This is a genomic window from Mesorhizobium sp. WSM4836 (assembly GCF_055811815.1).
Genome location: NZ_JBVVQF010000002.1, coordinates 24,134 through 45,936, shown reverse-complemented (window position 1 = coordinate 45,936; position 21,803 = coordinate 24,134). Strand labels below are relative to the sequence as shown.

At 61.4% G+C, this 21,803-nt stretch carries 18 protein-coding genes and 1 pseudogene; 4 read left to right on the top strand and 15 right to left on the bottom strand.

From position 1 onward, the window contains the following. Window positions 1-56 precede the first annotated feature (56 nt). The 4 genes from AC0L2P_RS02480 to AC0L2P_RS02465 are packed head-to-tail and all read right to left on the bottom strand — an operon-like array spanning window position 57 to window position 4,125. Window positions 57-1,040, bottom strand: coding sequence for a glycosyltransferase family 2 protein (locus tag AC0L2P_RS02480; RefSeq protein WP_473499683.1), 984 nt, complete (start codon window positions 1,038-1,040; stop codon window positions 57-59). Beyond that, window positions 997-1,947, bottom strand: coding sequence for a glycosyltransferase family 2 protein (locus tag AC0L2P_RS02475; protein WP_473499682.1), 951 nt, complete (start codon window positions 1,945-1,947; stop codon window positions 997-999). The genes AC0L2P_RS02480 and AC0L2P_RS02475 overlap by 44 nt, the downstream gene beginning before the upstream one ends. Next, window positions 1,947-2,942 carry a glycosyltransferase family 2 protein gene (locus tag AC0L2P_RS02470; protein WP_473499681.1) on the bottom strand — a complete coding sequence of 332 codons (996 nt, stop codon included), beginning with the start codon at window positions 2,940-2,942 and terminating at the stop codon, window positions 1,947-1,949. The genes AC0L2P_RS02475 and AC0L2P_RS02470 overlap by 1 nt, the downstream gene beginning before the upstream one ends. A 10-nt stretch (window positions 2,943-2,952) precedes the next feature. After that, complete coding sequence (locus tag AC0L2P_RS02465) at window positions 2,953-4,125, bottom strand: glycosyltransferase family protein (RefSeq protein ID WP_473499680.1); 1,173 nt, start codon at window positions 4,123-4,125, stop codon at window positions 2,953-2,955. 305 nt (window positions 4,126-4,430) lie between these two features. Here AC0L2P_RS02465 and AC0L2P_RS02460 point away from each other — a divergent pair. Beyond that, window positions 4,431-5,483: pseudogene (locus AC0L2P_RS02460) on the top strand (polysaccharide pyruvyl transferase family protein); the annotation flags it as partial. 222 nt (window positions 5,484-5,705) lie between these two features. Here the strand turns inward: AC0L2P_RS02460 and AC0L2P_RS02455 are convergent. The 8 genes from AC0L2P_RS02455 to AC0L2P_RS02420 all read right to left on the bottom strand — a co-directional run bounded on the left by AC0L2P_RS02455 (window position 5,706) and on the right by AC0L2P_RS02420 (window position 14,511). Further along, window positions 5,706-7,169 carry a lipopolysaccharide biosynthesis protein gene (locus AC0L2P_RS02455; RefSeq protein WP_473499679.1) on the bottom strand — a complete coding sequence of 488 codons (1,464 nt, stop codon included), beginning with the start codon at window positions 7,167-7,169 and terminating at the stop codon, window positions 5,706-5,708. Next, complete coding sequence (locus AC0L2P_RS02450) at window positions 7,166-8,335, bottom strand: glycosyltransferase (protein WP_473499965.1); 1,170 nt, start codon at window positions 8,333-8,335, stop codon at window positions 7,166-7,168. Before AC0L2P_RS02450 ends, AC0L2P_RS02455 begins: the two co-directional genes overlap by 4 nt. Window positions 8,336-8,522: 187 nt before the next feature. Further along, window positions 8,523-9,602 (bottom strand): glycosyltransferase, encoded by a 1,080-nt coding sequence (locus tag AC0L2P_RS02445; protein ID WP_473499678.1) that lies wholly within the window; start codon window positions 9,600-9,602, stop codon window positions 8,523-8,525. A 31-nt stretch (window positions 9,603-9,633) separates the two neighbouring features. After that, window positions 9,634-10,965 (bottom strand): UDP-glucose dehydrogenase family protein, encoded by a 1,332-nt coding sequence (locus AC0L2P_RS02440; RefSeq protein ID WP_473499677.1) that lies wholly within the window; start codon window positions 10,963-10,965, stop codon window positions 9,634-9,636. Between the two features lie 85 nt (window positions 10,966-11,050). Further along, window positions 11,051-11,917 (bottom strand): endo-1,3-1,4-beta-glycanase ExoK, encoded by an 867-nt coding sequence (gene exoK, locus AC0L2P_RS02435; protein WP_473499676.1) that lies wholly within the window; start codon window positions 11,915-11,917, stop codon window positions 11,051-11,053. 132 nt (window positions 11,918-12,049) lie between these two features. Continuing rightward, on the bottom strand, window positions 12,050-12,451 hold the full coding sequence (locus AC0L2P_RS02430) for a single stranded DNA-binding domain-containing protein (RefSeq protein WP_473499675.1): 402 nt from the start codon (window positions 12,449-12,451) through the stop codon (window positions 12,050-12,052). 268 nt (window positions 12,452-12,719) lie between these two features. After that, on the bottom strand, window positions 12,720-13,745 hold the full coding sequence (locus tag AC0L2P_RS02425) for a glycosyltransferase family 2 protein (protein WP_473499674.1): 1,026 nt from the start codon (window positions 13,743-13,745) through the stop codon (window positions 12,720-12,722). A 445-nt stretch (window positions 13,746-14,190) separates the two neighbouring features. Continuing rightward, a complete protein-coding gene (locus AC0L2P_RS02420; protein ID WP_473499673.1) occupies window positions 14,191-14,511 on the bottom strand; it encodes an exopolysaccharide production repressor exox in 321 nt (106 codons plus the stop codon). Window positions 14,512-15,065: 554 nt separating this feature from the next. Between AC0L2P_RS02420 and AC0L2P_RS02415 the strand changes: the two genes are divergently transcribed. Beyond that, window positions 15,066-15,743 carry a sugar transferase gene (locus tag AC0L2P_RS02415; RefSeq protein ID WP_023717993.1) on the top strand — a complete coding sequence of 226 codons (678 nt, stop codon included), beginning with the start codon at window positions 15,066-15,068 and terminating at the stop codon, window positions 15,741-15,743. Between the two features lie 200 nt (window positions 15,744-15,943). Further along, a complete protein-coding gene (locus tag AC0L2P_RS02410; protein ID WP_473499964.1) occupies window positions 15,944-17,155 on the top strand; it encodes a polysaccharide biosynthesis/export family protein in 1,212 nt (403 codons plus the stop codon). A gap of 91 nt (window positions 17,156-17,246) precedes the next feature. On the opposite strand, the gene AC0L2P_RS02405 is transcribed toward AC0L2P_RS02410, so the two are convergent. Further along, the gene (locus tag AC0L2P_RS02405; protein ID WP_473499672.1) at window positions 17,247-18,518 is read right to left on the bottom strand and encodes an O-antigen ligase family protein; all 1,272 of its coding nucleotides are present in this window, start codon (window positions 18,516-18,518) and stop codon (window positions 17,247-17,249) included. Window positions 18,519-18,785: 267 nt separating this feature from the next. On the opposite strand from AC0L2P_RS02405, the gene AC0L2P_RS02400 reads away from it, so the two are divergent. After that, window positions 18,786-19,538 (top strand): SDR family NAD(P)-dependent oxidoreductase, encoded by a 753-nt coding sequence (locus tag AC0L2P_RS02400; protein ID WP_473499671.1) that lies wholly within the window; start codon window positions 18,786-18,788, stop codon window positions 19,536-19,538. A 40-nt stretch (window positions 19,539-19,578) separates the two neighbouring features. Here AC0L2P_RS02400 and AC0L2P_RS02395 read toward each other — a convergent pair whose 3' ends face one another. Together AC0L2P_RS02395 and AC0L2P_RS02390 are read right to left on the bottom strand one after the other, a co-directional pair. Then, window positions 19,579-20,160, bottom strand: coding sequence for a DUF1349 domain-containing protein (locus AC0L2P_RS02395; RefSeq protein WP_473499670.1), 582 nt, complete (start codon window positions 20,158-20,160; stop codon window positions 19,579-19,581). A 46-nt stretch (window positions 20,161-20,206) separates the two neighbouring features. Further along, the gene (locus tag AC0L2P_RS02390; RefSeq protein ID WP_473499963.1) at window positions 20,207-21,643 is read right to left on the bottom strand and encodes an aldehyde dehydrogenase family protein; all 1,437 of its coding nucleotides are present in this window, start codon (window positions 21,641-21,643) and stop codon (window positions 20,207-20,209) included. Window positions 21,644-21,803 lie beyond the last annotated feature (160 nt).

Here is a 21,803-nt window from a genome sequence, read left to right as displayed (position 1 = left end):
ATCGATTTCAACCCTGTCGCAGGCGGCGAAATTTGTCTTCATTCGCCTGCAGCCCTTCACCTCCCCGCCACCACGGCAAACTGTGCCGCTACCCTTCGCAGCCGGACGGCGATCGGCATGCCCATATGCCGAACCGCCGCCGGATCGCTGAGCGCCGTCCATATCGCCTTGAGCGGCGATCGCGCCTTGATGTGCTGAACCAGCGACAGGAATGATGCCGCCCGCCGCAGGCTGCGAGCGCGCCGGGCGAACGCCGCCTCGGCCGCACCATCCATGGAATGGGTCGCGGCGAAGGTGGCATCGGCCCTGCGCATCGCCTCGACGTGATGAAGTTCGAGCACCCGGGAGATGGAACCCGTGCGAATGTGGTAGATGTAGCCCGTGGTCGGCTCGACCACGCATTTGCCGCCTTTGGCCAGAGCACTGGCCAGGAGCATATAGTCTTCGCCAATGATCAGGCTTTCATCGTAACGAAGCCCGTTCTCATTCAGGAACCGGCGCTGGAAGATCGGCTTGAGGTAGCCGAGATTAAACCTCGATTCGAAGAGGACGTTGCCGCCGATGAAATCCGCCAGCGAGATTTCACCGAGCCGGTCCAGATAGTCGGCCGGGAACATCGCCTCTTCGGCAACGCCATCCTCGCGAACGATCTGCAGATTATCGACCGCGATCTCGGCGCCCGCTTTCTCCGCGCGTTCGATCATGGTGCAGATTCGCCCAGGATAGACCGCGTCGTCCGAATCAAGGACCGCGACCCACCTGCCGCGGGCAAGCTCAAGGCCGGCATTCCTGGCGCCGCCGGGACCACGGTTTTGCTCAAGCGCGACAACGCGTACGATGTCTTCGGGGTAGGATCTCGCCAGATCGAGCGTCCGGTCGCGCGACTTGTCGTCGACGACGATGACCTCGACGCTGACATTGCGCTGGGCGATGGCGCTGGCAATCGCCCGATCGATGGTCGCCTCGGCATTGTAGGCGGCAATCACGAAGCTCACGTCAGGCTGCACGCTTGCCCCCTTGCTGCGATGAAGACAGGCCATATTGGCGGATTTCACGAACCCCGACGAGGCCGCTGACGACGCCGACGTGCATAAAGCCGCGAAGCAGGCTGCGGTTCCGGCGCACGGGATCAATGGCAACCGGAATTGCCGATAGGAAACTGTAGGCGGCCTTTGCCGTGGCAATGCCGACCTGCTTGAGCCGGGCAAGGCCGTGTGCGTTGCGCCCCAGGAGATGACCATGCGTCTGTCCGACGCGGAACCGGCGGCGGCCGAGCCAGTCGAATGCTGCCCTGGCAGGTGGCACCGCTTCGTCGACCCAAGCCTCCGGCGAAAAGGCGATGCGGCCGCCGGCCTTGACCATCTGGTCGAAGAACTCCGTATCTTCGCCGCCGGTCTGGCCACGTGCCAGGCTGAAGCGCCGGCCGCGCAGGCTCTCAGCGCCAATCCTGAGCAGGACGTTGCAGGTGTAGCCGGTGCGGATTTCGCCGCGCACCCAGACCGGCGCGGTCGAGTGGAAATCGCCTTTGCTCATCCAGGCGGGGGCATCGGGCTGGTAACGGGCTTTCACCGGCCCGAGCACGGCCGCAGCACCAGTTGCTTCCGCCGTCGCCACCAATTCGGCAAGCCAGCAGGCGGTGGCCGTCTCGTCGTCGTCAATAAAGGCGACGAAATCCATCGCACTGGCATCGAGGCAAGCGTTGCGCGCGATCGAGATGTTGCGTGCCGGGGCGTGCCGGTAAGTCATCGCCAGCTTCAACTCCCCTGCCAGCTTGGCGACCAGCGGTTCGGCAGTCGGCGTATCATCGTTGTCCGCGATGATGACACCGACGTCGAATCCCGCAGGCATATCCAGGGCCGCTATGGAGCGAAGCGTGTCGGCAAGCTCCGGCCGGCGAAATGTGCAGACGCAGATATCGATGCTTCGATTTTTCCTAACCGGGTCCATCACGCTACCCCGCGCTGCGGTCGCGGTGCGAGCAGTTGCAGCCAGAAACCGACCGACCAACCGAAATGCATGACCATTGCCGAGACCCCGGCAAGCGCAATGTCCGGTTTGCGCTGACTGAAGGCGGTCCAAAAGCCGTAGCCGAGGCAGACCGACGCCCATAGCAAAAGCGGCACGGCCGCCTGCCAGTGGACGAAGGAAAAGGCGGCGAGAAGAACCACGGGGAACACCAGAAGCGGCACCATCTGCCGGACCTTCGGGATCATGCGGTGCTTGAGAACGTTCTTCGCCCGGCCACGGCCATAGCCGAGGTACTGAAAATAGAGGCCCTTCAGCGAGGAGCGCGGGTAGTAGACCATTTGCGTCTTGCCGGTCATCCAGATGCGGTAGCCGGCCCGGCGGAGCCGATAGTCGAGCTCGGCATCCTCATTATGGCTGAACGTCTCGTCATAGCCGCCGACCGCGGTGAAGGACGACATCCGCATCAGCGCATGGTGGCCATGATCGACCCATTCCCCAGCCGAAAGATGCCGGTGCTTGGAGCCGCCGGTGCCGAGCCTGGAGTTCTGCGCCGCTGCCGCCGCTTTCTGCACCATGCCGCTGCCACTGGTCAGCATCGAGACGACGACCGAGTCCGCACCGGTGGCCTGCGCTTCTTCGGCCAGCCGGTCGCAATAATCCGCAGGATAGCCTCCGTGGGCGTCGATCCGAATGAGATAGTCGACGCCATCCCCGAACCTGGCGACGGCGAGATTGATCGCGGCGCTCTGCAAGCGCTTTTCATTGTGGAGCAGGATCACCTGCTGATCTTTTGCGGCGACGTCCGCGACGATCGTCCTGGTGCCGTCGGTACTGCCGCCGTCGGCAACGATGATCACGGCGCCCAGCCTCTCGGCCGCAGGGCGGAGCTCTCGAAGCAACGCGCCGATATGGGCCGCCTCATTCAAGCACGGAACCACGATCATGCAGGAAGGGAGCGTTTCGGTTTGCGTCATCGGCAGTCCTCTATGCCAATGCTTCGGCAGCATATGGACCGGGAGCCGCAGTCAGGCCGCGGAGTTTCTCGACGAGCGCCCGGCAGTCGGCGCGGTCGTAGCTCCAGGTGCGCGGATTGCGGGCGAGAACACGCGCCCTCAATGTCTCGAACCGATTCTGCTCCATCGTGCCGACGGCGGCTTCAAGCGCCTCGGGCGTGGCTTTTTGCAAAAGAACGCCGATGCCTTGGCTGTCGAGGAACCGGCCGGTTTCGGTGTTTCCCATCGAAATCGGCACGGCTCCGAAGCGGCAGCCCTCATATAGCCGGTTGGGCAGCAGCCATTCGGAGTTCAGGCCCTGCTCAAAAAAGTCGATGGCCCAGGAAAAGTGAACCTCGCGGTAAATCGCCGCCATATCCTCGGGATTGCGGTAGGGCCCGCCAAACGAGAGCCAGGGTTCCGATTCAACAAAACCGTGGAAATCGGGAAATTCGGACAGCGCCGGGCGGCCCCTGAGGACGATTTCAAAGCGGCCGTCGAGGCGGCGCGAAAATTTCGCAAGAAGCTCCAGGGACCGACGGCAGCGGAGCGCACCGAACCAGCCGATCCGCCACGGCGGCGCAGCGGGATTCTCCGCCGTAATGCGGTCATCCAGCGAAGCCGCGGCCAGCTCGAAATACTTGTTTTCGAGCAGCTCGACCGGCGCGGCAATCTGTCCGAACGGCTTGAAATAGTTGGCGATGAAGGCCGGAGAGCTGGTCACTAGAAGCTTCACATCCCTGGCCAGGAAGCGTTCCGCTCCGCGCATCGCCCAGCCCAGCGGATCGTCGCGCAGCAGCAGGCGATGGATGTCCAGGCACTCGTAGACGATCGGCACTGTTGCCTGGAAGGCCGATCTGGCCCGACGGGCAAGCGCCAGCATTTCCAGATTGCGCGCGATAATAAGGTCGGGCCTTGGCATTGGGCCCAGCTTCGAACCGGTCGAGACCACCGCCTTCATGATCGCTGCCAGACGTTGGGCGAATCGGCCATCACGAGTCGGGCCAAGATCGATCGGCTGCAAGCCCTCGACATCGGCAACCGCGCTTGTCGTACGACGAAAGCCCGCCAGCGTAACCTGGGCGCCGCCCGCCTTGAGCATTATGATCCGCCGGCGCACTGCCGGGTCGGAGACGTCGTGTACCAAGTACAAGACATGCAGCATGAAAACTCGACCGCTGTTGGCCCGCCCGCGACGATGGTAGTACAGCTCTTGCTGCATCGCAACATTTTTGGTTGCAGCGTAGCAAAGATCCACCTTTTTTTGTTGCACTGCAAAATCGATGGGTTAATCTCGCTCTGCTTGGGCCGCATGAACCGCGCGTTGGCCTGCCATCGGGCTGCGCGCCAATAATCACGACGCGAGGACCATCCTTGGCGTGCAGCATTTTCGGCCAGCTCGCCCGCAATCCACCTCCTTTGGCACCCGTCGACGGAACCACGGGACTACTCACGAAATGAGGTCATTCCATGAAGATCGCGGTTGAAAACACCGTCTGCCTGAATACCGGCGATGCAGCGATTCTCCTGGCGATTCGCCATGTTTTCAAGACGATCGTGCAGGAGGACATCCAGTTCTACGTCTTCGACAGTCAGCCGGAGGTGGCGGCAAGGCTCTATACGAAGAAGGAGTATCCTGATCTCGAATTCCACAAGCTGCTGTCGGAATCGCTGTTCCGCTACAAATACGACAGCGGGCTGAAGAACCTGTTCAAGCCCATCTACAATCGGCTCCTCCTCAAGGCCCTTCGGCGGTTTGGCATCCGCGGTATTCTCGGGCGTTTGTTCAACTCAAGCAATCGCCGTGGTCTCGACATCTACAAAGACGCCGACCTCGTGGTCACGACAGGCGGAACCTATCTCGTCGAGACCTACAATCTGGAACGGCGCCTCAATCAATTCCGGATCGACGCGATTCTGGGCAAGAACCCGGTCTTCTTCACGCAATCGCTCGGCCCGTTCCACAAAAGTTACAATCGCCAGGAGTTGAGCCCGATATTCGATCGGAGCCCTCTTATCCTGCTGCGCGACGAACGTTCGCGAGGCCACATTGTGGACATGGTGAAAGACCCCGGCAAATGCCACGTCGTTGCCGACGCCGTCTTTGCCCTCGCCGATACCGACAGGATCGGGAAATTTTTGGCCTCCGGCCAGCCGGCGACCGTCACCGGCCGGGTCGCCATTTCCGTTCGCCACTGGAACTATGTCAGCGACGGCGAGGGTGGCATGCGCCGCTACATCGACTCAATCCGCGAGATCGCGACCATCCTGGTCAGGGATCATGCCAAGGAGGTCACCTTCGTCTCCACCTGCCAGGGCGTGCCGGAATACGCGCATGATGATTCCAAGACGGCGCGGACGGTCGTTGCCGAACTCGATCCGGAGATCGCCAAGCATGTCAGCGTGGACGCTTCGTTCCACACGCCGGAGCAACTGATGGCACTGGTGAAAGGCTTCGACTTCGTCGTCGCAACGCGCATGCACATGATGATCATGTCGCTCTGCGTCGGCACGCCGGTGCTGCCGATCGCCTATGAATTCAAGACCAAGGAACTTGCCAAGCGGATCGGCGTCGCCGACCTGCTGCTCGACATCGACACGGTAACGCCCGAGGAAGCGAGCGAGAAGCTCGGCAGACTTACCGCCAATCTCGACCTCTATCGCAGGACGAGTCTTCAGGCAGTGCTTGAGGAGCATGCGTCGGCGATGTCGGCAGGTGAGCTTTTGAGGCCGGTGATTGCCGGCCTAGCGGGCGTTGCGCAAGGCGCTGGAAAGCGTGGTGAACAGGGCGCTGCGCGACTGGCGAAGGGCAAGCATGAGGATCAGGCCGATCGAATAATTGAGGGCAACCGCCAGGGCCACCGCGAGCAGGCCTGACTGGCCGGTCAGCGATGCCGGCAATTCCCGGTATACGGACCAGGCAAGCAGCGAAGACGCGATGAAAAGCCCCTGCATGATCAGGAAGTCGGCTGCGGTCACCGGGCCGACCCGGTGGACAAGAACAGCAAGCACCGGGACGCGCAGCACATAGCCGCTGATCGCGTAGGCCGCCGCGACACCGACGGCGCCCCAGTGCAAGCCGATGATGAAGGCGGCGACCGTCGTCAGCGACGAGTAGATGCCCCAGTGGAACATGGTCTTGGTCTTGCCCTGGCAGATGAAGATCCAGCCCGTGGTGCTCGAGACGGACTGGATCAGGCTGGCGATGCCCAGCCAGGCGAAGATCGGTGCCACCGCCGTCCAGCGCTCGCCGAAGAGAAGCCCGACGACCTGGTCCGACGTCAGCGTCAGCGCGGCGATGCCAGGCATGGTGATGGCCGCCAGCATCCAATTGGTTCGCACATAGATGTCGCGAAACCGCGCCTTGTCCTCATGGATGCGGCTCAGCAGCGGCACCATCACGCGTGTCAGCGGCTGGTTGATATTCTGCAGCGGGAACAGCAGGAGCTTGTAGGCGCGGTCATAATAGCCGAGCTCGATCGCGCCCGAGTATTTTCCGATCAGGATGTTGTCGAGATTGCGCGAGAAGAAGTTGGCCAGATTGAAGCCGGTCAGATTGGCGCCAAAGGACAATATGTCCGTATCGACCTTCAGGTCCGGCCGCGACGGCGTCCAGCGCGCCACCTGCCATGCAGCGGCCAGCGCGACAACAGCCGAAACAGCCGGGCCGATGACCAGCGACCAATAGCCCAGCCCCACATAGGCGGCGACTGCTGTAGTCGCAAGTCCGGCAGCGGCGGTTATCATGTCGTTCAGCGCGAGCTGGCCGAAGCGCAAATGGCGGTTCATCAGCGCCAGCGGCACCGCGGCGAGACTGCCTAGCAGCAGCGGCAGGGCGGAGCCGATGGTGATCCCGACCATGCGTTGATCGCCGTAGAACGCGGCGATGGCGGGCGCCAGGCATGTCACAACCACGGCGCTGCCCAGCCCGACCAGCGCACTGATCCAGAATACCTGGTTGAGCTGCTCAGCGCTAACATCCTTGCGCTGGACCACTGCTTGCTGCAGGCCAAGGTTCTGCAGCAGCCCGACAAAGGCCACGATCGGCCCAACGGAAGCCACCAGGCCAAAATCCTCGGGGACGAGCAGACGAGCGAGGACGATGACCGAGAGAAACTGAATCGCCATCTTGAAGCCTTGCGCGCCGATCGTCACCACGCCGCCGCGCAGGGCGACGCGACCGAACTGGGGGGGCGGGTTGGCGTTCATGCGGGGCGCCTGGCTTCGGCCAGCTGCATCACGATCTGCGCAAAACGTTCGTTGAGCACGTCCGCGTTGAAATCCTGCTCGATCTTGCGGCGCGCCGCACTTGCGATGCGTTCGCATTTGTCCGGGTTCTCGGCCACCCAGACAAGCTTGCGGGCAAACGTCGCAACGTCTCGCTCCGGTGCGAGGAAGCCTGTCTCCTGATCCTCGACCAGTTCGGGGATGCCCGAGTGATACGTGCTGACAACGATCAGCCCGGCGGCCATAGCCTCCATTAGCGCGACCGGAATACCCTCGAGATCGCCGTCTCGCGCGGCAACGCTTGGCAGCAGGAATACGTGGGCATCGCGCAGGCGCTGCTTGACCTCGGCGTGCGGACGCGGCCCGAGGAAAGTCACCCGGTCGGCAATGCCGAGATTTGCAGCGAGCATCTTCAACTCTTCCAGCAATTCGCCGCCGCCAATCACCGAATAGACCCAGTCGCGCCGCGGCAGGCTGGCGAGCGCCCGAAGGGCGAATTCGATGCCCTTTTTTTCGGTCAGCCGGCAGACCGAGATGAAGGACAGTGTATCCCGGTCCCAGGAACGCCAATGGTAGCCGATCTCACCGGGCCGCACGCCCATATGGTGAACCATGACCTGCGCGGGGGGTGCGCCGACGCCGATCAGGGCGTCGCGGAAAAACGCGTTCACCGGCAGCTGGAGAACGCCCTTTTCGAAGACGACCTTGTAGCGCGTGAGCGTTTTGTCGTGCAGCGGTTCGCCGACATCGCGGCCATGGAATATGGTCACCAGCGGAGCGGAAATCCGGCCTCGTTTCATGGCCCGGGCGACGCGCATGCCGTTGTTGCCGAAATGCGCGACGATCACGTCGGCGTTCTGTAATTTGCGCGCAAAGGCGATGTCGATTGCGGTCGAGAGTTTATCCCAGAACTTGCCCGACCATTTCCTGAGCGTCGGGCGGAAGCGCCCCAGTCCGCCCCACCAGCAGACGACCTTGCCAGGCAGCGCCTGCCAGCGGCGATCGTCGATGTTGCTGTCCTTGCCGAAGGACATCTCATTGCAGACGACGCCGACTTGCATGCCGCGCTCAAGGCACCCCTCTATCTGGTCGAGGACGAATGTCTCCGATAAAGAGGGGAATTTATCAACTACGAAGCAAATCTTCATCGAATGGACGATCTTTCGGGGCCGGTCGGCGATCTGCTCGCGCGGATGAGGGCTGACGCCTGTCGCGGCCGTGCGAGGCGCTTCAAGTGTCTGGTGTTGTGCGTGTCGTTGTCCCAAAGCAGCTCCCACCTCGGTCAGGCGCGAGAGCCGGCTTTTGGGCAACGTGGATGGTTTTGGACGACATGCATCAGGCGGCACGCTCCAGCGCGCCTTGCCTGGCGCGGTCGAGAACGCCGAGGAAGGTCGCGAACTGAATGTCGGGATTCATCTGCGGCCGCTCCGAAAACAGCTGCGCCGCCGCCGACAGCCGGTCGTACTCGGCCTTGTCGCTCCATAGCCGCCTGACCGCGGCGACCCAGTCGTCGAGCGGTGCGTCGTAGTCGAGCACCACGCCGCCGGCGCCAATCGCTTCCGGCAGGCCGCCGCGGCGGGACCCGACGACCGGAATACCGCTGCAATGGGCCTCGGATGCCACCCGCCCCCAGGCTTCTTCCCATTTGCTGGGCGCCAGCAGGATCTTGGTGCGGCCATAGACGGTCTTCATGTCGCTGGTGCGGCTTTCCAGCCTGACGTTGCGCAATGGCGCGATGATCTGTTCGATTTGCGCCCGATGGCCGTCGTCGAGCTTCCAGCTTTCTACCAACAGGAACGGAATTTCGGGGCATTGGCCGGCGATGCGCACGGCGAGTTCGAACCCTTTTTCATTGTAAGGATTGATCAGCGTGACGAATTCACCGGTGGTCGGCGTGCTGTAGAGCCCGGGATTGATGGTCGGCGGGATCACCGTCGAGTCGATGCCGAACTTTTCCTTGTAGGTGCGCGCAGTGAATTCGGAGTTGGCGATATAAAGTGCCGAATGCAATTCGCGCAGGTCGCCGGCCAGTTCGTGGAATTCGACGTTCCGCAGATAGACCACCAGCGGCACGCCGAGCGCCTGCAGCGCCTTTCCGATCGGCACCGATTTGTGGCACTGCACGACGGCGACATCGGGATCGAGCCGTTCGACCGCGAAGCGCGCCGCCTCCCAGGGAAACCATGCCCGCACGACCGGATAGCCGGGATAGCTGTCGACGACCGCACGCTGGCGAAGCAGCTTCATCTTGGCGCGCGCCTTGAAGCCGAACATGCCGTCACCGAACAGCGCCGCCAGAACCGAGGCGTCATGACCGTGCTCGCGCAGCTGCTCGACCAGATGATGCGTGCTCGACTGAACGCCACCGCTGAACTGCGGCGTGTAGCCGTTGCCGCCCGCAAACAGAACTTTCATGGACCTGGCTCCTTGCTGGACCGCCCTATCGTCACGCCGCCATTCTGCCGATGCTGTGGTATTCGATGCCGTGGCGGGCGATGACCTTGGGGTCGTAGAGATTGCGTCCGTCGAAGATGACGGGCGTGGTCAGCGCGTTCTTCAGCGCATCGAAGGACGGCGCGCTGAAGCTTTTCCACTCGGTCACGATCAAGAGGGCGTCGGCGCCTCGCAGGGCGGCCTCCTTGGTGCCGCACAGTTGCAGGTCGTCGCGCAGCCCGTAGATCGCCTGGCATTCCTGCATCGCCTCGGGATCGTAGGCCTGCACATTGGCACCGGCGGCCCAGAGCGCCTCCATCAGCGTGCGAGCCGGGGCCTCGCGCATGTCGTCGGTATTGGGTTTGAAGGCCAGGCCCCACAGCGCAAAGGTCTTGCCCTTGAGATTGCCCTTGAAATAGCGGTCCACCTTCTCGAACAGGACCGACTTCTGCAGGTTGTTGCGCTCCTCGACGGCGCGCAGCAGCCTGGCGTCGAACTTGACGGCTTCGGCGGTCTTGATCAGGGCGCGCACATCCTTCGGGAAGCACGAGCCGCCATAGCCGAGGCCCGGATAGATGAAGTGGTAGCCGATCCGCGGGTCGCTGCCGATGCCCTTGCGGACCTCCTCGATGTCGGCGCCCAGTTGCTCGGCCAAATTGGCCATTTCATTCATGAAGCTGATCTTGGTCGCCAACATGCAATTGGCCGCGTATTTGGTGAACTCGGCACTGCGCACGTCCATCACGATCATCTTTTCGTGGTTGCGGTTGAACGGCGCATAGAGCTCGCGCATCACCGCCTCGGTGTCCTCGTTGCTGGTGCCGACGATGATGCGGTCGGGCTTCATGCAGTCGCTCACGGCGGACCCTTCCTTGAGGAATTCCGGATTGGAGGCGACGTCGAAAGCCAGATCCTCGCGCCCGCGCGCCTTCAGCGTCTCGGCGATCCTTGCCTTTATCCTTTCGCAGGTGCCGACCGGCACGGTCGACTTGCCGACGACGATCTTGGGCGCGGCCATCTCACGACCGATGGCCTCGGCGACGGCCAGCACATATTTGAGGTCGGCCGAACCATCCTCGCCCGGAGGCGTGCCGACGGCGATCATCTGAATCTGGCCATGCTTGATCGCCGCGGCGGCGTCGGTGGTGAACTTGATGCGGCCGGCGGCATGGTTCTCCTTGACCATGTTTTCGAGCCCGGGCTCGAAGATCGGGACATGACCCTGGTTGAGCCGCTCGACCTTTTTTGCATCGATGTCGACGCAGACCACCTGATGGCCGACTTCGGCAAGCACCGCCGCCTGTACAAGACCGACATAGCCGATTCCAAAGACAGTCAAATTCATTCGGTTTCATTCCTGTTCAAGGCTTCGGGCCTGTTCAAGCTTCGGTTTTCCGACCAACTTCCGCCCAGCCGGTTCGGATGCGCTTCTAGTTTGTGTTGCATGCCAACGATTCCGGGAATTGGCAGGGCTGGCCGAGTGCGGTGAATGCAACGCGATCTACCTGCATGGTGAGCTTGCGGCCCGGATCGGAGAACGGCCCCATCCAGCCCTTCATCGTATCGCTGCCCCACAGGCTGAAATAGATCCTTTGCGAATGGGTGGGCAGCTTCGCCGGATCGGTGATCTCGTGGACAAGCTTGCCATTGACGTACCAGCGTAGCCGGTCCTTTTCCCAGACGAACGCGTAGTCGTTGAAGGCCTTGTCGGTGCCGCCGGCGACGTCGACCAGTTTCTCGTTCTTGCCTTTGCCGGCTATGTAGGCGTTGACCTGAACCTTGGATGTGTCCTTGGTCAGCACCTCGAAATCGATCTCATCATGCGGCTGCTTGTCGGCATCGCCGACGAAGCTGAAGAATGCCGCGTTGACGCCGGAGCCCGTGTCGGTCTTCATCCGCGCCTCGTAGGTGCCGTAGCCGAAGCGCTGCTTGGTCTGGATCTCGGCGCAGGCGAATTCGCGATCCTTCAGCTTGCGCTTCTCGAAACCGAGCGTCAGCATGCCGTCGGAAAGCCCGATCAGGCTTTTGGACCAGGTGCAGTTCTGATGCTTGCCGTTCGTCCAGCCGTCGGAAATGTACCAGCGCGCGCGACTGAGGCTGGTGAAATCATCGACAAAGGACGGCGCGGTCGGGAGATCCTGGGCACGCACGGGCACCAGGCCCGCAACCAGGCCGACGAGAACGAGCAGCAGAAACGAGCCGTCTGAACGGAGCCGCCGCAGCTTGCCTGGGATCGGGCGCGTGAACGGGGTGCCGCGGGTTGCCGGGGCGGACGTGCTTTTAGGATCTGCATTCATATCAAACTCACCTTGTGCTGTGCGCCCCCAAAGCGATCGTTCGAACCGTGACGAAACAACCTGATCTTGACCTCTGTCGCTCCAAAGCTCCCGGTTGTGCCTAAAACCATTGCGCCGACCCGGGGTGTTCGCTCAGCCCGTGCCGGAATCGGCGGGCTTCACAAAATCGGTCGTTATGTCGGGACCGTTCTGCCGCTTCTCCTCGAAGATTTCATCCAGCGAATGACGGAGATCCTTCATCATCTGCATCTGGCGCGACAGCGCCGCGATGCGCCGCTCGCAATTCAGGATCGACCTGGTCAGTTCGCCGACTTCAGAAGACCTGCGAGAGGAGACAGCTCCGTTCTCCATGGCCTCGACCAGAAAGGCGGCATTGGTAGCCGTTGTCCTGTAGCGGTTCTCAAGTCCGCTCTTCTCCGCTTCGACTTCGGCCGCGATCTGGTCCAGCAGCTTTGCCAGGCGATCGAGGCGCGAGGTGTCGGTCTGCGTGTCGCGCGCCGGATCTCTCGATCGGAAGCGAAAGATCGAGGCCATGTAGTCAGCGCCCCATCATCGTCGAGCCGGTGACCGGTCTTGGCACCCATCCACATTCAAAAGACATTTCTTGCATCGTCCAGCTCCTCCGACAGGGGATGTCTCGGGCCAGTTCGGCTGGCCGCCCAAAATTGCTGCACCGCAACATAGATTGCCATTCCCTGGGCGCATAGGCAACCACCTAGATCGTAAACTCATGAATCTCGTTGAAATGGTGCGAGCCGACAGAAGGGTAAGGGCGTGGCTACCGCGATCGCACGTGACTGGCCTAGCTTTCGCTGGCCGTACTGGTTCCGGCCATGAGGAACCGCAGCGGCGGCACGTGCTGACGGTTGGCAGCGAGGCCAGCGCGGCGAAACAGCGCATCCAGCTTGTCGGAGGCAACGCCGCGGACGACGGCTGCGAGGTTGGACGAGCCGGCTAAGGCGTAGGCCGCGGCCGGCGCCAGCCCGCGCTCAGCCTTCACGTCTAAAAACTTCCGCAACCGGTATTTGTCGCGAATGTGCCGCTCGTGCCTTCTCAGCGCAGCCTTCGATGCCTCCGGCAAACCGTCGATCGCAAGCAGTGCCAGGTCGGCATCGGCCAGATGTTTCAGATCCTGCGTCTTGTGCCGTCCACTCAGCGAATCGGCGCGCACGATCGCGCCGTAGCCACAGGATTTGATGACCTTGAAGCGCGCGCCATGGGCAACCGCGCGCGCATAGAGTTCATAGTCTTCACCCAGGCGCAGCTTCTCGTCGTAGCGCAGCCCATGCCGATCAAGAAAGGCGCGGCTGATAACTGGCTTGAGGAAGCCCAGTTCCCCTCGTTGCACACGGCGCCTGGAGATGTTGGCGTCGATGAAACCCTCGAAATCGAGGAATTCCGGTTCGGGCGAGAACGGTGGAGCAACGATTTTCGAAACGTCGGTTGCCGCGTCATCCCTGACAAGCATGATGTTATCTGCAGCGAAATCCCAATCGGTGCTGGCGAACAGTCTGTGAAACCTGCCGTCGAAAAAGAAATCATCAGCATCCAGGATGCTGATGAACGGCGACCTGGAACCAACTATCGCGGCGTTGCGGGCAAAGGAGGGGCCGCGATTGACGTCGAAGCGGATGACGGAAAGGCGGCCTGTGCCGTCGCCGGCCGCGCGGGCGACTTTCGCGGTATCGTCGGTGGACGCGTCGTCGACGACGACAACTTCCGCAACCTCCGCCTCGCGTAATGCCGATGCAATGGCAGCCGGGATTGTCCGCGCCGCATTGCGGGCGGCGATGATCACGCAGACCTGGGATGATGTCGATGACCTCATGGACATGCCTCTCGATTGCAGAAGTCGTTGCTGATTTCTTCGCCCTCCCCGCTCAATGCCTCACCGCCCGTCCGAAACGCATCGGCCCAAAGCCTATGCTGCAGGTGCGAAGCAAGCATCGCCAAAATCATCGGCGCAGTCCAGTTTTTCATTTGCTGGTGTCATGGCGCGGGTGGGCGGGCGGCGAGCCTCGATCGGATGGCTCCAGAAATGCGCTTGGCAGAGCCGTTCCTAAACGCTGCATCAGAGCGTTCGACTGGCGGAAACCAATTGCTGATCCTCGCCGACCGGATGGCGGCCACGCAGAGCGAGCGCGTCGAGGCCCGCAGCGTCAAGGAATTGAAAGAACAGGAATGCCGGTGTTGTTGAGGCGAGCAATTCGTCAGAGGACGGCGAGCTTAACCACAGGTCAGATGGACATCGCAGGCCCCGGCCAGGCCTGAAATCAGTGAAGGCCTCTCCTGGCGCTGAATTTCTCGCCTTCGGCCGCTTCGTTCGAACTCAGCTTTCGTTCAGCGTCGCGAATTTTGTTGGCCGGGATCGGGGCATTTCTGACGACCATGGCAAAGACCAGCAGAAAATAACCCAGTTGGATGACTATGGCGCAGCCGATGACACGAAAAAGCGTCGTACCGAGCGAGGCTCCGCCCAAGTAGGACCAGACGATCACGATCGCCAGCGCAAAACACATTCCGATAATGAACTTTGGCAGTGACATACCCGATAGCCCATCAACCGGCTCGGGAAAAAATGTCGACAAGCCCACCCCGAGCACCTCCCTTAAACTCTGCGAGCTTATTAGGTTGCCCGCTTCTGGCCGGTTGCTTCCGGCCTAGCCCATCTGTCCATAGTCCGACAGAAACAATTTACAACTCTATTGAGCCGCGCAATAGGCGGCAAGGGCAGCTGCGGAATAATTTTAAACGAATCCTCGGGATCGACTCTGCCATGGTGCAATGCACACGTCGGCATCACCACTGATTGCCGGATTTCGACTCGCTCCAGTAAGATTTATGATATTGGCCAGTATTCTATCGTAAGATCAGTCGTTATTTTGAAATCAAAATGACGACAAGCTTCACAGCAGGGGTATAAACAGCGATTCGCCCAAAATCAGCCCCAAATTTGGACTAGTTTTTCCAAAATTGCCCATAATCTGTCTCTTTTGCGACATAAAGGCGAATTTTTGTGCAGGACAAGTTTATTATGTAGTCAGTTCATGACGCGACTATTACAACCGTCTGGGAAATTGTGTGTTGCGCTGCAGCATTTTTTTGGTATCGTGCGGTAAACCATCCGTTCAACGTATGGAGTTTACGCATGAGGGACGTAGCCAAGCCGGCCGATGCGGATTTTTCGCAGGCCGGCGTCGATTTTCCGCCACCGATCGGCGGCCTGCTCAAACGCAGCTTCGATATTGCCGGTTCGCTGATCGGCCTGGTCGCTCTCAGCCCGCTGTTTGTGATGATAGCGCTGCTTGTCAGGTTTTCGGATGGCGGGCCGATTTTCTATGGTCATAGCCGGATCGGCCGCGGAGGACGGATTTTTCCGTGCCTCAAGTTCCGCACCATGGTTCCAGACGGCGAGCGGGTGCTTGCTGCCTATCTCGCCGCGAATCCGGAGGCCAACGCCGAATGGATAGCGACCCGCAAGTTGAAGAACGACCCGCGGATCACGCGCGTCGGAGCGGTGCTGCGGAAGCTCAGCCTCGATGAGTTGCCGCAGATCATCAACATCCTGCAGGGCGATATGAGCTTGGTCGGGCCTCGTCCCGTGGTGCGCGATGAGCTGGAGATCTATGGCAATTCGGCCGTCTATTACCTGAAATCGCGCCCCGGCCTCACCGGGCTCTGGCAGGTCAGCGGACGCAACGATGTTTCCTACGACAGCCGCGTCGCGTTCGACAGGCACTATGTTGAGAACTGGTCGATGTTCGAAGACATTCGCATCATCATCAAGACCGTACCTGCGGTCTGGATGTCGCGAGGCTGCTACTGACGGCCGCTTGCTGGCCGTGCATCGAGGAGCGACTGTCCAGAATTCGGGCCCGAGCCCCTGACTCAGGCATCGGCAGCTCATCGGGCGGGGCAAACCAGATCGGAAACGCTCAGTTGAAAGCAGATATAATCGATATCTTTTGCACCGGCATTCTCTCCAGACGCATGCGGCGAGTACGGCTTTTGACGACTTGCCTCACGATGGCGACCGGCCTGACGCTGTCGCTAGCCCTGCCACAGTTTGCCTTCGCCGACGACTATCGGCTAGGAGCACAGGACAAGCTGACCATCCGCGTGGCGGAATGGCAGACCGTCGAAGGCACGTTCCGTGACTGGTCGGCCATCAATGGAGAATACACGGTCGGCCCCGCTGGAACCTTGTCGGTTCCCTTCGTCGGCGAGATGCCCGCATCCGGCAAGACGACTTCGGAGATCGCGGCATCGCTCGGCGAGGCGCTACAGCGCAAGCTCGCTCTGGCCGACAAGCCGGAGGCTTCCGTCGAAATGGCGCAGTACCGGCCATTCTACATCTCTGGCGAGGTGCAATCGCCCGGCCAGTACCCTTGTGCGCCTGGGTTGACCGTGCTGAAAGCGATGAGCATTGCCGGCGGAGCCCGGCGGAACCCGGAGAGTGGACAGCGCTACGACCGCGACCTGATCAATGCCAAGGGCAATTTCGACGTACTGCAAGATCAATTGGTCAGGCTGACCGTCAAGCGCGCCCGCGTCGAAGCGGAACTAGCGGACAAGCCGACATTCGCGGTGCCGAAAGAGGTGGCCGACGATCCGAAACTGCCCAGCATCGTTGCCGATGAGACGGCGATCCTGGCGGCCGACCAGAAGAAACTCAAGCTGCGCTTGCAGGCGCTCGACGATTTGAAGGCGCTGCTGCAGAGCGAGATCGATTCGCTGCAGAAGAAGATCGTCAACCAGCAGAAGCAGGTCGATCTGGCGAAGGAGCAACTCAACGGCATCGGCTCGCTGGCGCAAAAGGGGCTGGTCGTCAACACGCGGGTTTTGAACTCGCAGCAAACCATCGCCGACCTTGAAGGCCAGATCCTGGATTACGAAACGGCGATTCTCACGGCCAAGCAGTCGATCAGCAAGGCCACGCAGGACGCCATCGATCTGGAGAACACCCAGAACTCCAGCCTCGCGACCGACCGGCAACAGACGGAAGCCGATCTCAACGAGGTGATGCTGAAGCTGAATATGGAAAAGGCCTTGATGTCCGAAGCCTTGTCGGGCAGCCCCATGCCGCAATTCTATGGCAACAACGAACCAGCGGCCTTGTCATTTTCCCTGGTGCGGGTGGTCGACGGCAAGACCAGCGAAATCACCGCCGATGAAGGCACACCGGTGCTGCCGGGGGACGTGATCAAGGTCAAACCGGCGCCCCTGGCTATCCAGTAGCTTCCTTCCACCGGAGCACCAACCCCGTAGGCAGCGGTCTGCGGGGTTTTTGGGTTTGGAAATTATGGATCAGAAAACAAGGCAGCTCGCTCTAGCCTCGCACGGCGTCCGGTTCCTCTAGATGGTTCACGGCGCTCCACCGGGAAGTAGCGACGGCCGGCACCCTCACCAGCTTGAAGTAGCTGTAGTACAGCAGGAATGATCCCATGATGTAGGGGTTGAGGGTCTCGACCTCGACGAAGGAGCGGATGAACAGAAGCACCATGATGCCGGCAAGAATCACGGAGTCGGCTTGCCATGTCCTGAATATCAGCGCCGAGACGTGACCCCAGAGCGTGCGCAGGATGATCAGCGAAAGCAGTGTCGCACCGACGAAGCCGAGTTCCACCAAGGTCTCGATGTAGGTGTTGTGGAAGTGGAAGCCGCTTCGGGCGGCGATGTAGAATTCGTTCCACAGCCGCTCGGCCTCGGAGAAGCCCTGCACCCAATAGGCCGCGTAGCCGACGCCGAGCATGGGCGATTGCTGCGCGGCATTCCAGCCCTGTTGCCAGAGGTAGGTTCGTCCGGTGAGCGTCGAGTCCTTGCCGAAAAGGCCAAGGACAAAGTCCATCAGTCCGAGATTCAGCGCAATTACGGTGCAGGCGACCAGCCCGCCCGCACCGATCATGAAAATCACCCGGCGATGTCGGAGCGAAAGCAGCTTGCCGATGGAAAGCAGGGCGACCAGAGCGAGAACCGCCGGGGTCGATGCCATGGAAGTGGCCGAATGCGATACGACCAGCAGATAGCCCGATAGAAGGACAACCGGCACGATCAACAAAAAGCTTATCCGGCCGCGCCTGAGAAAGGCGAGGTAGACAACGCAGAAATAGATGCCAAGCGACGCGACAAAGCCGATCTGGTTCTTGGAGCTGAACGCGCCGACGAAATTATACGTCCCATCGAGAACGTCGTAGGAATAACTCGCGACCTTGAGCGAGTAGAGCAGGACGACGAAAATCCCGATCAGGGCGCCTATGGTCAACGTCCGGACGCTGACGGTGCGTGCGGCAATGTAGGCGCAGGCGATATGGGAGCAGTATTGGACGGCCGTCCTTGCCGTGGTGCTGGGAGCCGCGGACCAGAACACCGAAAAGCAGACATAGGTTGCAAAGGCCAGCGGAAGCCAGGCGCTGGAAGCGTGCCTTAATATCTTCCGGTGGTCGACCAGGATGAGCGGCAGCCAGACTGCATAGTAGGCCAGGATCATGGCCTGGCCGAAAATGGTCGAGTAGGAGAACGCCCAGATCGAGACGGCAACGGCAAAGCTGCCATAGACCGTGTTCTTGTCCGGATCGATCAACAGAGATTTCGGAATCTTCATCTCGGTAGCAGTTTTCCGTCCTTGCAGCTCAATGCTGATTTCATGGGCCGCTCATGGGCCGATCCATCGGATCGATGGGAGCCTCCCCTGCAGGCGCTCGCATTGTGCAGTGCAATATAGAGCATCCGGCGCCGCCTGTCACCCAGATGACAACCGGGCGTCCAATTGCCCGTTATTGGCCCATCACAAGCTGTCGGAGGCTGCAAGTCCGTGCTTGAACTTGTCCGCCGTTGACTTCACATTCGCCGCCGATTGGGAGGAACCTACATGCCGATGAGTTTCGCGGGACGATTTGCCGGACGATCTGCTGTTATCACCGGCGGCGCCTCAGGCATCGGCCTGGCCGTCGCGCAAAGGATCACTGACGAAGGCGGGCGTGTTTCGGTCTGGGATCGCGATGCCGCCCAGATCGAGCAGGCCAAGGCCATTGTTCCAGGCCTGCACAGCGTCACCCTCGACGTCGCCGACCCCGTAGCGGTCGAAGCCGCCGCCGGAGAGACGATCGAAGCGCTTGGCGCGGTCGATGTCCTTGTCACCAGTGCCGCCATCACCGGACCGAACATGACGACCTGGGGGTATTCGGTGGAGGATTGGTGCCGGGTCATCGACATCAACATCAACGGCGTCTTCTTCTGCAACAAGGCGCTGGTCCCGCATATGCTCGAACGCACTTACGGCAGGATCGTCAACATCGCCTCGATTGCCGGCAAGGAAGGTAACCCGAATGCCTCGGCCTACAGCACCTCCAAGGCGGCGGTGATCGGCATGACCAAATCGCTCGGCAAGGAACTGGCCAAGACCAAGGTGACGGTGAACTGCGTCACGCCGGCGGCTGTGCGCACCGCGATCTTCCAGCAGATGAGCCAGCAGCACATCGACTTCATGCTGTCCAAAATACCGATGGCGCGGTTCGGCGAGGTCGAGGAGGTGGCGGCGCTGATTTGCTGGATCGCATCCGAGGAATGCTCGTTCACGACGGCTGCCGTCTTCGACGTCTCCGGCGGCCGGGCGACCTACTGAGGCGGGCCGGACGCAAACAGCCCGACCGGATCGCTGCGCCTCAGTCGTGAAGCTCCCGCGAGATCGGCGGGCCGATCGAAAAATCGCTGAATGTCACTTCGAATCCCTCGCGCTGCGGCGAGCAGCACATCATGCCGACATCGACCGTTTTCGACGGCGGGAAATAGGCAAGCCGCACCGGTTTCCAGTGCTTGTCCGTCGCGTCCAGATACTGGACGCGGATCGTCTCGGCATGGCGCGTCAAGCGGATCCTGATGCCGTCCGGATCGGCCGGAATATTGGCCAGCGACCAGTCGGAGGCATCGTTGGTGACGACGACGGAAAAATACATCAGCCCGTCGGTGTATTCGATGCCGGCCTTGATCCAGTGCGTTTCGCTCAGCCGGACCATAAGTCCGGCTTGGTCGTAAAGTACCTCATAGTGCCCCTTGACCGTGACTTCGGCGCTGAAATCGCCATCGACCTCACGATAGAGGAAATGGCCATCGTCGCGCCAGAAGCCGTAGAACGTCTCGCGCCAGAAGTCGGTCTCCTTGCCGGTCCGCACATGCACCGTATTGTCGCCGAACTGGTGGTGCGGCGGCGGATTGAGCCAGGTCAGGTCCGTATTTTCAGATGCCATCGATTTGCTCGCCTGCCCAGCTGGTCCCGGATGAGTGCCGCCGTGATCAGCCAGCGAAGGTATAGGCGGTCTTCACGGTGGTGTAGAACTCCGCGGCGTAACGGCCCTGCTCGCGCGGGCCATAGCTCGATCCCTTGCGTCCGCCGAAAGGCACGTGGAAGTCGACGCCCGCCGTCGGCAGGTTGAGCATGACCATGCCGGCTTCCGAATTGCGCTTGAAATGGGTGGCGTGCTTGAGGCTCGAGGTGCAGATGCCGGACGTCAGCCCGAACGGCGTGTCGTTGGCCACGACAAGCGCCTCGTCATAATCCTTGACGCGGATGACGTTGGCGACCGGTCCGAAAATCTCCTCGCGCGAGATGCGCATGGCGTTGGTGGTTTCGGTGAACAGCGCCGGTTGCAAGTAGAAGCCGCGGGTTTCGCGATCGAGCCGCTCGCCGCCGAAAGCAAGATCGGCACCTTCCTGACGGCCGATGGCGATATAGTCCTCGTCCTGTTTGAGCTGGCTCTGGTCGACCACCGGCCCGATCTGGGTCTTGGCATCGAGGGCGTCGCCGATGACCAGCTTGCCCAGGCGATCTTTCATCGCCTCGACGAAACGGTCGTGAATGCTGTCCGTGACCACCAGGCGGGACGACGCCGTGCAGCGCTGGCCGGTCGAGAAGTAGGCACCGTTGACGGCGCAATCGACGGCGACTGCTAAGTCGGCGTCGTCGAGCACGACAAGCGGGTTCTTGCCGCCCATTTCGAGCTGAAATTTGCGCATGTGCTCGACACTAGCGGCGGCGACGCGCTTGCCGGTGCCGACCGAGCCGGTGAAGGTGATGGCGTTGAGGTCAGGACTGTCGAGCATCGCCTGGCCGACCACCGAACCTTTGCCCATCACCAGGTTGAGCACACCCTTGGGCAGTCCGGCGCGGTGCAGGATGTCGACGATTGTCCAGGCGCTCTCCGGAACGAGTTCCGCCGGCTTGAAGACGATGGTGTTGCCGTAGGCCAGCGCCGGAGCGATTTTCCAGGCCGGGATGGCGATCGGGAAATTCCACGGCGTGATAATGCCGACCACGCCGACCGCTTCGCGGGTGATCTCGACGCCGACGCCGGGCCGCACGCTCGGCACCAGCTCGCCCGACAGGCGCAGCGTCTCGCCGGCGAAGAAGTCGAATATCTGGGCAGCCCGCACAGTCTCGCCGATACCTTCGACCAGCGTCTTGCCTTCCTCGCGCGCCAACGCCCGGCCGATTTCATCTTTCCGCGCGGTGATCTCGTCCGACGCCTTCCTCAGCACCGCATGCCGTGCCAGCAGGCCGGATCGGGACCACGCCGGAAATGCCGCTTTCGCCGCCGCGATGGCCTGCCGAACATGCTCCGCGCCCCCCGACGCATATTCGCCGACTACGTCGTCGAGATTGGACGGGTTGATGTTGCGGGAGCCGGCATCGCCTACCCACTCGCCATCGATGAGGTTCTTTCGAAACGGGATCATGTCGCTGTCTTCCTTGTCGTCCTTCGATCGCCGTCTATCTGGACCACCGACCGCCGCACCGCAAGGCCGAAGAAGGCAAACTTCTCCTGCTCGACAGGCATGTGATAGGTGTCGGTGGGGGAAAGACGATTCTAGTGTGGTGCGACGCGGATCGCAC